The organism is Pseudorhodoferax sp. Leaf274 (assembly GCF_001422445.1).
Taxonomy (GTDB): domain Bacteria; phylum Pseudomonadota; class Gammaproteobacteria; order Burkholderiales; family Burkholderiaceae_C; genus Pseudorhodoferax.
The window spans coordinates 223,657-238,444 of sequence record NZ_LMNA01000027.1; the positions used below are offsets into that span (position 1 = coordinate 223,657).

Consider the following 14,788-nt stretch of genomic DNA (forward strand, 5'->3'; position numbering starts at 1 on the left):
AGCCCCCGCCCATGCCGCACGATCCCAAGCCCATGCCTGCCGCGCCGCGGCCCCTGTCCGCGCCGCGTTGCGTGTGGGCTGCCGATGCCCTGCTCGGCGAAGGCGCGCTGTGGTCGCCGCGCACGCAAGCGCTGTGGTGGGTCGACATCCTGGGCCGGCGGCTGCACCGCTGGCGCTGGCAGGACGGCGCACGCAGCAGCTGGGAGTTCGGCGAAGAGGTCTCGGCCGTGGCCGAATGCGGCGATGGCACGGACGGCACCGGCCTGCTGCTGGCGCTGCGGCACGGCTTCGCCACCTTCGATCCGCAGGACGGGCGGCTCACGCCGCTGCACCGGCCCGCGGGCGAGCCCGCGCACAACCGCTTCAACGACGGCAAGTGCGATGCGCAGGGCCGCTTCTGGGCCGGCAGCATGGACTTCGACTGCGCCGCGCCCACCGGTGCGCTGTACCGCTTCGATCCCGATGGCGGCTGCAGCCGGCACGACGGCGGCTTCGCCGTCACCAACGGCCCCACCTGGTCGCGCGACGGCGGCACCATGTACTTCAACGACACCGTGCAGGCGCAGGTGCTGGCCTACGACTTCGACACCGTGGCCGGCACGGTCTCCGGGCGCAGGCCCTGGCTGCGCTTCGCCGCGCAGGACGGCGTGCCCGACGGCATGTGCACCGACGCGGCCGGACGTATCTGGATCGCGCACTGGGGCGGCGGCTGCGTGAGCTGCCACGACCCCGAGAGCGCGGCCGAGCTGTGCCGCATCGCGCTGCCCGCGCGCCAGATCACGAGCTGCGCCTTCGGCGGGCCCGACCTCTGCACGCTGTTCGTCACCAGCGCCGCCACCGGGCTGGATGCCGCGGCCCGCGCCGCGCAGCCGCTGGCCGGCGCACTGTTCGCCGTGGCGCTGGACAGTCCTGGCCTGCCGGCCCACCGCTTCGGAGACAAGGCTTGACCCATCCCCAACACCCCGTGCGCTGGCTGCGCCACGCAGGCCAGGAACTCGGCCTCGTGCCCTCGCTGGGCGGCGCGGTCGCGGCCTGGCGCTGCGCGCGGCCCGACGGCAGCCAGCTGGACCTCTGGCGCCCCTGGGACGGCCAGGCTGCCGACCTCTACCAGCTGGCCTCGTTCGCGATGCTGCCCTGGTCCAACCGCATCGCGCAGGGCGGCTTCACGCAGGACGGCCACCTGCACGCCATGCAGCCCAACCGCGCAGGCGAGCCCTACCCCATCCATGGCGATGGCTGGCTGCAGGCCTGGTCGCTGGAGCAGCCGGCCCCCGACACGCTGCGCATGGCGCTGCGCTCGCGCAACTTCGGCGGCAACCCCTACGACTACGCGGCCACGCAGCACTTTCGCCTGGTGCCGGGCGGGCTCGACCAGACGGTCGAGGTGCAGCACCTGGGCGCCGCGCCGCTGCCCTATGGCCTGGGCCTGCACCCCTGGTTCTCGCGCACGCCGGGCATGCGCGTGCAGGCCGATGTCGACGGCGTGTGGCTGAGCGGCAAGGATCCGATCCCGACCGGCTACACCCGGGATCTGCCGGCCGACTGGGACCTCAACGCCGGCATTCCCGCGCACGGCAGCTTCATCGACAACGGCTACGGCGGCTGGCAGGGCCAGGCCCGCATCGACTGGCCCGAGCACGGCCTGCGGCTCACGCTGAGCACGCCCGACCCCGGAGCATCCGCGCCCTGCTGCCTGGTCTACCGGCCGCCCCACGGCCCGGCGCTGTGCTTCGAGCCGATCACGCACCCCATCAACGCCTTCCACATGCCCGGCCGCCCTGGCCTGCGCGTGCTGGCGCACGGCCAGGCGCTGCGCCTGCACGTGCAGTGGCGCTTCGGCAGCCTCTGATCCCCAAGCACCCACAGAAGCCGGGGCCTGGGCCATGGCGGCGGGAGGCGCACTACACTGCGCGTCCCCGCAAGCGCCCGCCCGCAGGCTCGCCGTCCGCCGCAGGGCGTTTGCGCAATGCGTCGCCCACAACGGAGGAAACAATGCACCAATTGCCCGCCCGCTACGACCACGTCGGCAGCTTCCTGCGCCCCGCCTACCTGCTGCAAGCGCGTGAACAGAAGGCCGCCGGCCAGATCACGCCCGAGCAGCTGCGCCGGGTCGAAGACCAGGCCATCGCCGAGATCGTGCAGTTCCAGCAGGACGTGGGGCTCCAGAGCATCACCGACGGCGAGTTCCGCCGCACCTACTTCCACATCGATTTCCTGGAACAGCTGGGCGGCGTGAAGACCGACATCCCGGTCACCATCCGCAAGCCCGACGGCACCGAAGAGCTCGCGCCGCCCGTGATGCGCGTGATCGACAAGGTGCGCCACGCCAAGGACATCCAGCTGGCCGACTTCCAGTACCTCAAGAGCCAGGTGGCCGCCGGCAACACCCCCAAGGTGACCATCCCCTCGCCCACCATGCTGCACTTCCGCGGCGGGCGTGCCGGCATCAGCAAGGACGCCTACCCCGAGCTCGAGCCGGACTTCTACGACGACGTGGCCAAAGCCTATGGCGACGAGCTGCGTTCGCTGGCCGCCGCCGGCTGCACCTACGTGCAGATGGACGACACCAACCTGGCGTACCTGTGCGACGAGAAGATGCGCGAGGCCGCACGCCAGCGCGGCGACGACCCCAACGAACTGCCGCACCGCTATGCCAGGTTCATCAACAAGGTCGTGGCCCAGAAGCCCGCCGGCATGCTGCTGGCCATGCACCTGTGCCGCGGCAACTTCAAGAGCACGCACGCCGCAGCCGGCAACTACGAGCCGGTGGCCGAGGCACTGCTGCAGGAGATGGACCTGGACGCCTACTTCCTCGAGTACGACGACGACCGCTCGGGCGACTTCCGCCCGCTGCGCTACCTGCCCAAGGGCAAGACCGTGGTGCTGGGCCTGGTGACCACCAAGTTCGGCCAGATGGAAAGCAAGGACGACCTCAAGCGCCGCATCGACGAGGCCGCCCGCCACGCGCCTTTGGACCAGCTCGCGCTGAGTCCGCAGTGCGGTTTTTCCAGCACCGTGCACGGCAACAACATCGCGGTGCAGGCGCAGCGCGACAAGCTGCGCCTGGTGATCGAGACCGCCCAGGAAGTCTGGGGCTGACACCCACGCCGGCGCACCGGTGGCGCATGCCCTGATATCCTGGCTGCCCAGCGTCTCGCAGCACCTGCTGTTCGGCGCGCTGGCGGTGCTCGTCTACATCCTGACCAACCGGGCCCGGCGCCAGCCGCGCGCGCCGACCACGGCCATCGCCTGGGTCATGGGCCTGGCGCTGCTGCCCTACCTGATGCTGCCGCTGTTCCTGCTGTTCGGCCGGCGCAAGCTGCGGCCGCTGGGCCGCCCACGGTTGCGCGGCAGCCGGCCCACGCGCTTCACGCACTGGGCGGCCGACCTGCTGGACGGCTTCGAACTCGCGCCGCCCAGCCACAACCGCACACGCTTCCATGCCGGCGGCACGCAGGCCTGCGCGGCGCTGTGGGAACTCATCGCCGGCGCCCAGCACCGGCTGGACATCTGCACCTTCATCATCGGCCGCGACGCCTTCGGCGATGCGGTGGTCGACCGGCTGGCGGAGCGCGCCAGGGCAGGCGTGCAGGTGCGCGTGCTGCTCGACGGGTTCGGCGCGCTGCAGCTGCCGCGCCGGCATTTCGACCGGCTGCGCGAGGCCGGCGGCGACGTGGCGGTGTTCCGCCCGCTGCTGAGCCTGCGCAACAACGGCCCGCGCAACCTGCGCAACCACCGCAAGCTGGCCATCGCCGACGACCACCGGCTGTGGAGCGGCGGGCGCAACCTGGCGGCAGAGTACTTCGAGGGCGATGCCGGCATCGCCGCCTGGACCGACCTGTCCTTCGACGTGGAAGGGCCGGTGGCCAGCGCCGCGGCCTGGCAGTTCGAGCGCGACTGGGCCGCCGTGCGGCAGTCGCAGCCGCGCACGGTGGCGCCCGTCGCGCCCATCGCCGCTGGCGACCGGGGCGCGCCCGCGCAGTTCCTGCCCAGCGGCCCCGACCAGGCCGACGACACCGCCCACGCGCTGCTGATCGACGCCTGCTACCGCGCCGAGCACCGCATCCTGGCGGCGACGCCCTACTTCATCCCCGACGACGCGCTGCGCGATGCCTTGCGCCGTGCCGCCCGCCGCGGCGTGGCGGTGGACATCGTGCTGCCCGCCGAGTCCAACCACCGGCTGGCCGACTTCGCGCGCAGCCGCGCCATGCGCGACCTGGCCGAGGCCGGCGTGGCCTTCCACCTGCTGCCCGCCATGTCGCACGCCAAGGCCGTGGTGGTCGACGAGCAGATCGCGCTGGCCGGCTCCATCAACCTGGACCTGCGCAGCCTGCTCCTGAACCACGAGGCCGGCGTGGTGTTCTACGGCGCGGCCGAGATCGGCTGGCTGGCGCAGTGGATCGAGGGCCAGCGCGCACTGGGAAGCCCCTACCAGCCCGAGACGCCAGGGCTGGGCCGCGACATCGCCGAAGGGCTGCTGCTGGCGGTGGCCTTCCAGCTCTGAGCGCGCGGCAGCGCCCGTCCCACGCCCGCCACCCGCCCGCCGCGCGCGCTCACGTCCGCGCTCACCCCGCCCGCCTGCGCCCGGCCGCACGCTCGGGCACGTTGCCCCAGGTGCCCACGTTCGCCGACTTCAGCAACGCCGACGCCTGCCCCGTGGTGGCCAGTTCTGCCGCCGCCTCCAGCAGCGCCGGCCCGAACTGCTGCATGCGCGACGCCGTGAGCCGCGCCGACGGCCCGGCCACCACCAGCACGCCCGTGGCCGGATCGCCGGGCCGCTGCACCGGCGCGGCCATCGAGCTCATGCCCGGCGCATAGGCCTCCTCGATCACGCTCCAGCGCCGCTTGCGGTGTTCGTCCAGCACCTTGAGCAAGGCCTTGAACGAGGTCGGCGCGTTGGGGCCGAAGTTCTTCGGCTGGCCCATGCCCTGGCGCGTGACGTAGGCGATGGCCACATCCTCGGGCAGCGTCATGAGCCAGGCCTGGCCCGCGGCGCTGCACGACAGGCGCAGGTCGATGCCCATGTCCGGGTCGTACAGCAGGCCCGAGCGCGCGCCCTGCGCCTTGGCCACCAGGGTCAGCCGCTCGCCGTCGACGATGGCCAGGCGCACCAGTTCCCCGGTGGCCTGCGCCAGCCGGTGGATCACCGGCTGGGCGATGTCGACCACGCCCGACTTGGAGAGGAAGCTCAGCCCCATCGAGGCCATCTTGGTCGTCAGCGCGTAGTCGCCACGCTGCGGCAGCTGGCGCACGTAGCCGTGGCGGATCAGCTCCTGCAGCGTGCGGTGGCAGCCGCTGCGCAGCTGGCCCAGCTCGGTGGCGATCTGCGCCAGCGGCACACCGTCGGGGTGGGCGATCAGGTATTCCAGGATGGCCAGGGACTTCTCGAGGGCGCCGCTCATGCTGTGCTTTCAAGGACTTGCGATGTTCAAAATTTGAATGGCTTCCAAAATTTGGAAGACTTTCAACATTCTGCAATGATCCGCCCGCTTTTTCGAACGAGGAGACCCATGCAACACCCATCGCTTTCCCGCCGCCGCCTGGTGGCAGGCGCCGCCGGCGCCGCATTGCTCGGCGCACCGGCACTGCATGCGCAGGAGATCCGCGAGCGCACGCTGCGCTTCGCCTTCAGCCTGGCCAAGGACCACCCGCTGGGCCTGGGCGCGCAGAGGTTCGCCGACGCCGTGGCCCAGCGCAGCGGCGGCAAGCTGCGCGTGAACCTGTTCCCGGGGGCGGTGCTGGGCAGCGACATGCAGAACCTGTCGGCCGTGCGCGGCGGCACGCTGGACTTCACCTCCATGGCCACCGGCATCGTGGCCTCGCTGGACAAGCGCTTCATGGTGTTCGACCTGCCCTTTTTGTTCAACACGCCGCAGGAGGCCTATGCGATCGCCGACGGCCCGGCCGGCACGCAGCTGCAGGCCGACCTGGCCCAGCACGGCATCGTGGGCCTGGGCATCTGGGACCTGGGCTTTCGCCACATGACCAACAGCAAGCGGCCCATCGTGCGCGCCGAGGATGTGGCGGGCCTGAAGATCCGCGTGATCGGCTCGCCGATCTTCCTGGATCTGTTCAACGCACTCGGCGCCAATCCCGTGCCCATGACCTTCGGCGAGGTCTACGGCGCGCTGGAGTCGCGCGCCATCGACGGCCAGGACAACCCGCTGGGCGTGATCGAGTCCGCCAAGTTCGCCGAGGTGCAGAAGTACCTCTCGCTCACGCGCCACGTCTACACCGGCATGCCCTTCATGATGGGCCGGAAGACCTGGGACGCGCTCAACGAGGCCGAGCGCAAGGTGGTGCGCGAGGCCGCCGACGACGCCCGCCAGTTCGAGCGCCAGGCCGTGCAGCGCAAGGAGGGCGAGTCCATCGAGGCGCTGAAGAAGAGCATGCAGGTGAACGAGGTCAGCGCGGCCGAGATCAAGCGCCTGCGCGAGAAGGTGCAGGCCGTCACCGACAAGTTCTCGCGCGAGGTGGGCGAGGCGCTGGTGCAGCAGGTCAATGCCGACCTCGCCCGCCTGCGCGGCGGCCAGTAGGGGCGACGCCTTGGCGCTTCTTGGCAAGGCCGCGCTGGCCATGTGGTGGGACATGGCGGCGCCGGCCCGCGAAGATTTCGAGCACTGGCACGCGCACGAGCACTTCCCCGAGCGGCTGGGCATCCCGGGCTTTCGCCGTGCCTCGCGCTGGCGCAGCGCCGACGGCGGCGCGGGGGTGTTCGTGCTGTACGAGCTGGAGGACCACGGCGTGCTGTCCTCTGCGGCCTACCTGGCGCGGCTCAACGCGCCGACGGCCTGGTCGACGCGCCTGATGCCCGAGCACCGCGAGATGGTGCGCAGCCAGTGCCGCGTGCTGGAAAGCCGTGGCGGCAGCATGGCCGGCCACGCGCTGGCCGTGCGGCTGTCGCCCGCGCCCGGGCACGAGGACCGGCTGCGCAGCGCGCTGCGCGGGCTGGCCGCCGAAGCCTGCGTGCAGCCCGGCCTGGCCGGCCTGCACCTGCTGCGCCACGAGACGCCGGACATCGCGCAGACCGCCGAGCAGAAGCTGCGGGGGCTGAACGACCGCTACGCCGACTGGGTGCTGCTGGCCTGCGGCTACGACGCCGTGGCCCTGGCGGCGCTGTCGGACGGCCCGCTGGCCGATGCCCGGCTCACCGCCCTGGGGGCCGCGCCGGGAACGCAGCGCAACCTGTACCAGCTGGCCTACAGCGCGCTGCCGGGCGACGTGGCCGACGCCGTGCTCTGAACCCTCAGGAGCTCGCCAGCGGCGCCCGGCGGCTGGGCGGCCTGACCTCGACACGGTTGCGCCCGGCGCGTTTGGCCTCGTAGAGCGCGGTATCGGCGGCGGCGATCCAGTCGCGCGGCGTTGCATAGTGCCGCTGCACGGCGGCAATGCCGATGCTGCTGGTGAAGCGCAGCTCCTCGTGCTCGCGGAAGCGGTGGGCCTCGGTCTCGGCCCGGATGCGCTGGGCGATCTCGCGGGCCTGCGCCATGTCGGTGCCGCGCAGCAGGACCGCGAACTCGTCGCCGCCGTAGCGGCCGGCACAGTCGCTGGCACGCACGCAGGCACGCACGATCTGGCCCATGGCGCGGATCACGTCGTCGCCCACCGTGTGGCCGCGGCCATCGTTGATCTGCTTGAAGCCGTCGATGTCCAGCATCATCAGGCAGGCCGGCTCGCCGGTGGCGCCATGGCGCCGCAGGACCTCGCTGGCCTGCTGCTCCCAGTGGGTGCGCCCGTACAGGCCGGTCAGCGGGTCGATGCGGCGCAGCTCGTCGAGCATGCGGTTCTGCTGCGAGACCTTGCGGATCAGCCGGTAGCTCGACACGTTGACCGCCAGCGTGTGGATGACCAGCATGGGAATGCAGGCGACGACGACCTGCATGCTGCTCTCCACCACCATGGGCGCCCCCATCCACCACGCCGCCAGCGCAGCGGCCGCCAGCATGCCCGGCAGCGACCGCAGCCACAGCAGCCGCACCCCGGTGCTGATCTTGTCCATCGTGGTCAGCGTGACCAGCAGCACGCTGGGCAGCAGGTTGAACTGCATGAGCGGCACGAAGGCGCCCGCGATGGCCGAATCGACGAGCAGGTTGCGCACCTCGGCGCGCTGCGGATGGCCGCTGCGCCGTGCCAGCCAGTACGCCAGGTGCGGCCAGACGAAGCCGCCGCAGAACACCACGGCCCACACCGCTGGCGCGGCCTGGCGCTCGTGCAGCACCACCATGGCGACGGCAGCGCCCAGCCCCATGCCCACCACACGCAGCGGGTAGACGAGCCGGGGCAAGCGATTCAGTTCGGCGGCCATGCGGGAAGCAAGAAGAAGGACGGCAGCCCCGCCGTGGGAGCTGGCCTGGGCCAAAGCGGCGCGAAAGTCTAATGCCGCGTGCACAGGGCCGGCGGGCCGCTCCGCCCTGTGGTGCGCCAGGCCGGACGGCCGGTCGGGCCGGCGTCCCGCGCAGGAGGCGCCCGCGCGCTATTCCTTGACCGACCCGGTCATGCCCGAGACGTAGTACTCGACGAAGAACGAGTAGATGAAGGCCACCGGCAGCGAGCCCAGCAGCGCGCCGGCCATCAGCGGCCCCCACTGGTAGACGTCGCCCTGCACGAGTTCGGTCACCACGCCCACCGGCACCGTCTTGACCTCGGACGAGGACACGAAGGTCAGCGCATAGATGAACTCGTTCCACGACAGCGTGAACGCGAAGATGCCGGCAGAAATCAGGCCCGGCACCGCCAGCGGCAGCACCACCTTGACGAGGATCTGCCAGCGCGTGGCCCCGTCGATCAGCGCGCACTCCTCCAGCTCCATCGGGATGGAGCGGAAGTAGCCCATCAGCAGCCAGGTGCAGAACGGGATCAGGAAGGTCGGGTAGGTCAGGATCAGCGCGAGCCGCGTGTCGAACAGGCCCAGGTTGAACACCACGCTGGCCAGCGGGATGAACAGGATGGACGGCGGCACCATGTAGGCCAGGAAGATCGACAGCCCCACGTGCTTGGAGCCCTGGAAGCGCAGCCGCTCGATGGCGTAGGCCGCCAGCACCGAGGCCACCAGCGACACGATGGTGGACACCACCGAGACCAGCACCGTGTTCCACAGCCACTGCGGGTAGGTGGTCTCGAACAGCAGCTTGTGGAAGTGCGCCAGCGTGGGCTTGACCACCCAGAACGGGTTGCCGTCGCGCGAGAGCAGTTCCGCATCCGGCTTGATCGAGGTGATCACCATCCAGTAGAACGGAAACAGCAGCACGATCAGGAAGACCAGCAGCGGCAGGTAGACCGTCACCGCCTTGCGCGGGACCGAATCCAGGTAGGACATGCCGACCGTGTCGACATCGGAACTGCTGGCCATCAGTCTTTACCCCCTTGTTGCCAGGCGCGGCGTTGTAGTCCGAAGAAGCTGAACAGCACGCACGCCAGCAGGAACGGCACCATGGCGATGGCGATCGCCGCGCCCTCGCCCAGCGCACCGCCCGAGATCGCGCGCTGGAACGACAGCGTGGCCATCAGGTGCGTGGCGTTCAGCGGGCCGCCGCGCGTGATCACGTAGATGAGCTGGAAGTCGGTGAACGTGAACAGCACCGAGAAGGTCATGACCACCGCGATGATGGGCGTGAGCAGCGGCAGCGTGACATGGCGGAACTGCTGCCAGCGCGTGGCGCCGTCGATGGCCGATGCCTCGTAGTACGAGGGCGAGATGGTCTGCAGCCCGGCCAGCAGCGTGATCGCCACGAACGGCACGCCGCGCCACACGTTGGCGATGATCACCGCGATGCGCGCGTTCCACTCGTTGCCCAGGAAGTCGATGTAGCGGTCGATCAGCCCCATCTTCACGAGCGCCCAGCTGATGATGGAGAACTGCGAGTCGTAGATCCACCAGAACGCGATGGCCGACAGCACGGTCGGCACGATGTAGGGCAGCAGGGTGACGGCGCGGAAGAAGGTCTTGAAGCGGATGTGCTTGTTGAGCAGCAGCGCCAGCCACAGGCCCAGGCCGAACTTCAGGATGCTGGCCACCACCGTGTAGAACAGCGTGTTGAACAGGGCCAGCCGGGTGACAGAGTCGTTCCACAGGTAGATGTAGTTTTCCAGCCCGACCCACACGCCGGCCCGGCCCACCTTGGTGTCGGTGAAGCCGAGCCAGGTGCCAAGGCCCAGCGGATAGGTCAGGAACAGCAGCAGCAGCACCGCCGCTGGCAGCATGAACAGGAAGCCGAGACCGTTGCGGCTGTTTTGCAGTCGGGCGAGCATGCAGACCCTAGACAGGTGCGATCAGGAAACCGGCCGGGCGCGCAGCGCACGCTCGGCCGGGCGGCGGACAGGTGCTAGACCTTGTAGTAGCGCTCGGCGCGCTTCTGGGCGCGTTCGGCCGCTTCCTTCGGGCTGCGCGAACCGCTGGCCGCCTCGGCCACCATGTTGGCGACGATGAAGTCGGCCCCGGCGCCGGCGGACGCATAGCCCAGCTTGCCGTCGTAGCCCGCGGGCCGCATGTTCTTCACGCAGTCGCGGTACGGGGTGTTCTTGGGGTCGGACGTCCAGATCGGGCACGACTCGTATGCCGCCAGCGGCTGGCCGATGTAGCCGCCGGCGCCGATCAGCCAGGCGTCGAACTGCTCGCGCTCCATCATGAAGCGCAGGAACTCCTTGGCCGCATTCGGGAACTTGGTGTACTTCATGACCATCTGGTTGAAGAACAGGTGCGACTCCGTCGGCACGCCCGCCGGCCCGATCGGGAACGATGCGTGGTTGATGTCGGCCGCCATTTCCTTGATCTTGGGATCGGGCGAGTTCTTGGCCGCGTAGTAGATCGAGATGCCGTTGTTGGTGACGCTGATCTGCCCGTCCAAAAAGGCCTTGTTGTTGTTCGGGTCGAGCCAGGACAGCGTGCCCGGGATGAAGGTGGCGTACAGCTCCTTGGCGTACTCCAGCGCTTTCAAGGTTTCCGGGCTGTCGATCACCACCTTGTTGGTCTTGTCCACCAGCTTGCCGCCGTGCGACCAGATCAGCCAGTTGGTCCACAGGCTGTCGCCGGTGGCGTTGCCCAGCGCGTAGCCGCCCGGCGTGCCCTTCTCCTTGAGCGCCTGGTGCAGCTTCAGGAAACCCGCCGTGTCCTTGGGGAAGGTGTCGAAGCCGGCCGCCTTCACCATGCTCTCGCGGTACACGATCATCGAGCCCGAAGCGCCCAGGCCCAGGCCCAGCCAGCGCTTGCCGTCGGGCCGCAGGTACTGCTGCACGGCCGGGTACCAGCCGCCGTATTTCTTGCCCAGGTACTCGGCCAGGTCGGTCACGTCGAGCAGCTTCTCGGGGTAGAGGTTGGCGTCGTCGTTGGTCGACAGGATGATGTCGGGGCCGGCGCCGGTGTTGGCGGCCACGGCGGCCTTGGGGCGCACGTCTTCCCAGCCCTCGTTGTCCACGCGCACCTCGACGCCGGTGGCTTCGGTGAACTTCTTGACGTTGGCCATGTAGGCGTCGATGTCGCCCTGCACGAAGCGGCTCCAGCGCAGCACGCGCAGCTTGGCGCCCTTCTCGGGCGTGAACTTCAGCGTCTGCGACCGCGCGAACGGCGAGAACAGCACGCCGCCGGCACCGATGGATGCCACGGCGGCCGCGCCCGCCGAGCCCTTGAGAATGCTGCGCCGGCGTCCTTGGAACTCACTCATGCCTGTCTCCTTGGGGTAGTTGGTCGGGAAAAGAACTCAGGCCACCAGCCGTTGGCCGGTGCCTGCGTCGAACAGATGGGCCCGCGCGAGATCGGGCTGCAGGTGGATCAGCGTGCCGGGCGCGAAGTCGTGCCGCTCGCGGAACACGGCCGACAGCTCGGCCCCCTCATGCCGGCAGGCGACGAAGGTGTCCATGCCCGTGGGCTCGAGCACGGCCACCTTGGACGGGATGCCCGTGCTGCCCAGCGTCAGGTGTTCGGGCCGCGTGCCGTAGACCACGCTCTGCCCGTCGCGGCCGCCGCTGCCAAGCGGGGCCGCCAGCCGCGTGCCGTCGCGCAGCTCGACCTCGGCCGCACCGGCAGCCTGGCGCAGGGTGCCGGGCAGGAAGTTCATCGCGGGCGAGCCGATGAAGCCGGCCACGAACTGGTTGGCCGGGCGGTCGTAGAGCTCCAGCGGGCTGCCGGTCTGCTCGATGCGGCCGTCGCGCATGACGACGATCTTGTCGCCCATGGTCATGGCCTCGATCTGGTCGTGCGTGACGTAGACCGAGGTGGTCTTGAGCCGCTGGTGCAGCTCCTTGATCTCGCTGCGCATGGCCACGCGCAGCTTGGCGTCCAGGTTGGACAGCGGCTCGTCGAACAGGAAGACCTGCGGGTCGCGCACGATGGCGCGGCCCATGGCCACGCGCTGGCGCTGCCCGCCCGAGAGCTGGCGCGGGTAGCGGTCGAGCAGCGGCACCAGCGCCAGGATCTCGGCGGCCCGATTGACCTTGGTGTCGATGGTGGCCTTGTCGGTCTTGGCCAGGGCCAGCGAGAACGCCATGTTGTCGCGCACCGTCATGTGCGGGTACAGCGCGTAGTTCTGGAACACCATGGCGATGTCCCGCTCCTTGGGCGGCAGGTCGTTGACGCGCCGGTCGCCGATGCGGATCTCGCCGCCGTTGATCTGCTCCAGCCCCGCGATCATGCGCAGCAGCGTGGACTTGCCGCAGCCCGACGGGCCGACCAGGACGGTGAACGAACCGTCCTGGATGTCGATGTCCACCCCGTGCAGGATGGGCACATCGCCGAAGTTCTTCTTCACACCCTGGATCGTGACGCTGGCCATGCGCTCGGTTCGTTGTTGGTTGGAGGACGAGCGCTCGCAAGCGCCCCGAAGCCCGCGCAGTATCGGCATGCCACACCGGCTTGGCATCAGGGAAATCCGGTAGGCGAAAACCCGGCAATTTGTATGATGACCCGATTAAAGTACAGCGCTTTGACGAACGCCTGAACGTGCCCCACCGCCTCGTCGCCCCCGCCCCGCCCGCGGCCCAACCCCTGCGGCAGGAGGCGGATCGGCTGTCCGACCGGCTGGCCCACCGGCTGGCCCAGCAGATCGCCACCGGCGCGCTGCAACCCGGCGCGCGGCTGCCCACCGAACAGCAGCTGGCACAGACCCATGGCATCTCGCGCACCGTGGTGCGCGAAGCCGTGCACCAGCTCAAGTCGCTGTCGCTGGTGGTCTCGCGCCAGGGCTCGGGCGTGTATGTGGCCACGGCGCCCGCGCACCAGCCGCTGGCCTTCGACCCGCGCGTGCTGGGCTCGGTGGATGCGGTGGTGCACGTGGTCGAGGTGCGCCGCGTGCTCGAGGGCGAGATCGCCGCGCTGGCGGCCGAGCGCGCCACGCGCAGCCAGATCGCCGGCATGCGGCGCCAGCTCAAGGCCATCGACCTGGCGGTGGCCGAGGGCCGCGACGGCGTGGCCGAAGACCTGGGCTTTCACCGACTGATCGGCGAGGCCACGGGCAACCCGCAGTTCCGGCTGCTGCTGGGCTTTCTCGAACAGTACCTGCGCGAAGGCATGCGCATCACGCGCGGCAACGAGGCGCGCCGCGCCGACTTCATGCAGGCCGTGCAGTTGGAGCACCGCGCCGTGGTCGACGCCATCGCGGCACGCGACCCGGCTGCCGCGCGGCGCTGCGCGGTCGACCACATCCTGCACGGCGAGCAGCGCCTCGTCGAAGGCGGCGTGATCGCCGGCCAACGCAAGAAGACTTCCCAACCCCTGTCACAAGGACGACCCTCATGAAACTCCTGATCACCGGCGGCGGCGGCTTCGTCGGCGCGCGGCTGGCGCGCACGCTGCTCGCGCGCGGCCAGCTCGACGGCAAGTCGATCGAACGCCTGGTGCTGACCGACATCGCGCCCCCGCCCGCCGATCTGCTGGCCGATGCGCGCGTCGAGGCACACACGGGCACGCTGCTGTCGCAGACCGAGGCGTTCAAGGGCGAGGACTTCGACGGCGTGTTCCACCTGGCCTCGGCCGTCTCGGGCGAGTGCGAGCTCGACTTCGAACTGGGCCTGCGCTCCAACCTGGACAGCACGCGCGCGCTGCTCGACGCGCTGCGCGCACGCACGGCCGCCACCGGCAAGGTGCCCCGCTTCGTGTTCTCCAGTTCGGTGGCCGTGTTCGGACCCGACCCCTCGTTCGCCTGGCCCGGCACCGTGGCCGACGACACGCTGCCCGCGCCGCAGACCTCCTACGGCACGCACAAGCTGATGTGCGAGTACCTGATCGCCGACTACACGCGCAAGGGCTACCTGGACGGCCGCTCGGCCCGGCTCATGACGGTCACGGTGCGGCCCGGCCGGCCCAACGGCGCGGCCTCGGGCTTCTTCAGCGGCATCATCCGCGAGCCGCTGGCCGGCACCGCATCGGTCTGCCCGGTCGATCCCGAGGTCTCGCACCCGATGTCTTCGCCCTCGCAGACGGTGGACGGCCTCATCAAGGTCTACGAGGCCACGCGCGAGCAGCTGAACGGCCGCCTGGCGCTGAACCTGCCGGGCCTGAACGTGCGCGTGGCCGACATGCTGGCCGCGCTGGAGGAAGTGGCCGGCCCCAAGGTGCGCGCGCTGGTGCGCTTCGAGCGCGACGAGCGCATCGCCGGCATCGTGGCCAACTGGCCCAGCGGCGGCACGGCCAGGCGCGCCGAGAAGCTGGGCCTGAAGCCCTACGCGAGCTTCGCCGAGATCATCCGCGAGTACATCGCTGACTGCCAGGCCGGCCCGAACGCAGCCGAGACCCTCAAGGGCATGCAATGAGCAAGAAGGACACCACGATGAAGGCATCCGCCCGCGCGGCGAGCAAGGC

At 70.2% G+C, this 14,788-nt stretch carries 14 protein-coding genes; 8 read left to right on the forward strand and 6 right to left on the reverse strand.

Annotated features, from left to right (window positions below; genetic code table 11):
• Window positions 1-11 precede the first annotated feature (11 nt).
• From ASF44_RS23365 to ASF44_RS23380, 4 genes are all read left to right on the forward strand, one after another.
• Window positions 12-947, forward strand: coding sequence for an SMP-30/gluconolactonase/LRE family protein (locus ASF44_RS23365; RefSeq protein WP_056901768.1), 936 nt, complete (start codon window positions 12-14; stop codon window positions 945-947).
• Complete coding sequence (locus ASF44_RS23370; protein ID WP_056901652.1) at window positions 944-1,849, forward strand: aldose 1-epimerase; 906 nt, start codon at window positions 944-946, stop codon at window positions 1,847-1,849. Before ASF44_RS23365 ends, ASF44_RS23370 begins: the two co-directional genes overlap by 4 nt.
• Before the next feature lie 143 nt (window positions 1,850-1,992).
• A complete protein-coding gene (locus ASF44_RS23375) occupies window positions 1,993-3,099 on the forward strand; it encodes a 5-methyltetrahydropteroyltriglutamate--homocysteine S-methyltransferase (RefSeq protein WP_056901653.1) in 1,107 nt (368 codons plus the stop codon).
• A 19-nt stretch (window positions 3,100-3,118) separates the two neighbouring features.
• Window positions 3,119-4,504: a phosphatidylserine/phosphatidylglycerophosphate/cardiolipin synthase family protein gene (locus tag ASF44_RS23380; protein ID WP_056901654.1), complete on the forward strand. Its 1,386-nt coding sequence runs from the start codon at window positions 3,119-3,121 to the stop codon at window positions 4,502-4,504.
• A gap of 61 nt (window positions 4,505-4,565) precedes the next feature.
• On the opposite strand, the gene ASF44_RS23385 is transcribed toward ASF44_RS23380, so the two are convergent.
• Window positions 4,566-5,402, reverse strand: coding sequence for an IclR family transcriptional regulator (locus ASF44_RS23385; RefSeq protein ID WP_056901655.1), 837 nt, complete (start codon window positions 5,400-5,402; stop codon window positions 4,566-4,568).
• 108 nt (window positions 5,403-5,510) lie between these two features.
• On the opposite strand from ASF44_RS23385, the gene ASF44_RS23390 reads away from it, so the two are divergent.
• Both ASF44_RS23390 and ASF44_RS23395 read left to right on the forward strand, forming a co-directional pair.
• Entirely contained in the window at window positions 5,511-6,536 is a 1,026-nt protein-coding gene (locus tag ASF44_RS23390; protein ID WP_056901656.1) for a TRAP transporter substrate-binding protein, read from the forward strand.
• 10 nt (window positions 6,537-6,546) lie between these two features.
• Window positions 6,547-7,242 carry a hypothetical protein gene (locus ASF44_RS23395; protein WP_056901769.1) on the forward strand — a complete coding sequence of 232 codons (696 nt, stop codon included), beginning with the start codon at window positions 6,547-6,549 and terminating at the stop codon, window positions 7,240-7,242.
• A 4-nt stretch (window positions 7,243-7,246) separates the two neighbouring features.
• On the opposite strand, the gene ASF44_RS23400 is transcribed toward ASF44_RS23395, so the two are convergent.
• From ASF44_RS23400 to ASF44_RS23420, 5 genes are all read right to left on the reverse strand, one after another.
• Window positions 7,247-8,305: a sensor domain-containing diguanylate cyclase gene (locus ASF44_RS23400; protein ID WP_056901657.1), complete on the reverse strand. Its 1,059-nt coding sequence runs from the start codon at window positions 8,303-8,305 to the stop codon at window positions 7,247-7,249.
• Window positions 8,306-8,473: 168 nt separating this feature from the next.
• Window positions 8,474-9,349, reverse strand: a complete 876-nt coding sequence (locus ASF44_RS23405; RefSeq protein ID WP_056901658.1) for a carbohydrate ABC transporter permease — start codon at window positions 9,347-9,349, stop codon at window positions 8,474-8,476.
• Complete coding sequence (locus ASF44_RS23410; RefSeq protein WP_056901659.1) at window positions 9,349-10,248, reverse strand: carbohydrate ABC transporter permease; 900 nt, start codon at window positions 10,246-10,248, stop codon at window positions 9,349-9,351. Before ASF44_RS23410 ends, ASF44_RS23405 begins: the two co-directional genes overlap by 1 nt.
• A 74-nt stretch (window positions 10,249-10,322) precedes the next feature.
• Window positions 10,323-11,657, reverse strand: coding sequence for an ABC transporter substrate-binding protein (locus ASF44_RS23415; RefSeq protein WP_056901660.1), 1,335 nt, complete (start codon window positions 11,655-11,657; stop codon window positions 10,323-10,325).
• A 36-nt stretch (window positions 11,658-11,693) separates the two neighbouring features.
• Entirely contained in the window at window positions 11,694-12,764 is a 1,071-nt protein-coding gene (locus tag ASF44_RS23420; RefSeq protein ID WP_056901661.1) for an ABC transporter ATP-binding protein, read from the reverse strand.
• A gap of 167 nt (window positions 12,765-12,931) precedes the next feature.
• Here ASF44_RS23420 and ASF44_RS23425 point away from each other — a divergent pair, with 167 nt between their 5' ends.
• Both ASF44_RS23425 and denD read left to right on the forward strand, forming a co-directional pair.
• Window positions 12,932-13,726 carry a FadR/GntR family transcriptional regulator gene (locus ASF44_RS23425; protein WP_235579316.1) on the forward strand — a complete coding sequence of 265 codons (795 nt, stop codon included), beginning with the start codon at window positions 12,932-12,934 and terminating at the stop codon, window positions 13,724-13,726.
• Window positions 13,723-14,739: a D-erythronate dehydrogenase gene (gene denD, locus ASF44_RS23430; protein WP_056901662.1), complete on the forward strand. Its 1,017-nt coding sequence runs from the start codon at window positions 13,723-13,725 to the stop codon at window positions 14,737-14,739. The genes ASF44_RS23425 and denD overlap by 4 nt, the downstream gene beginning before the upstream one ends.
• Window positions 14,740-14,788: the final 49 nt, after the last annotated feature.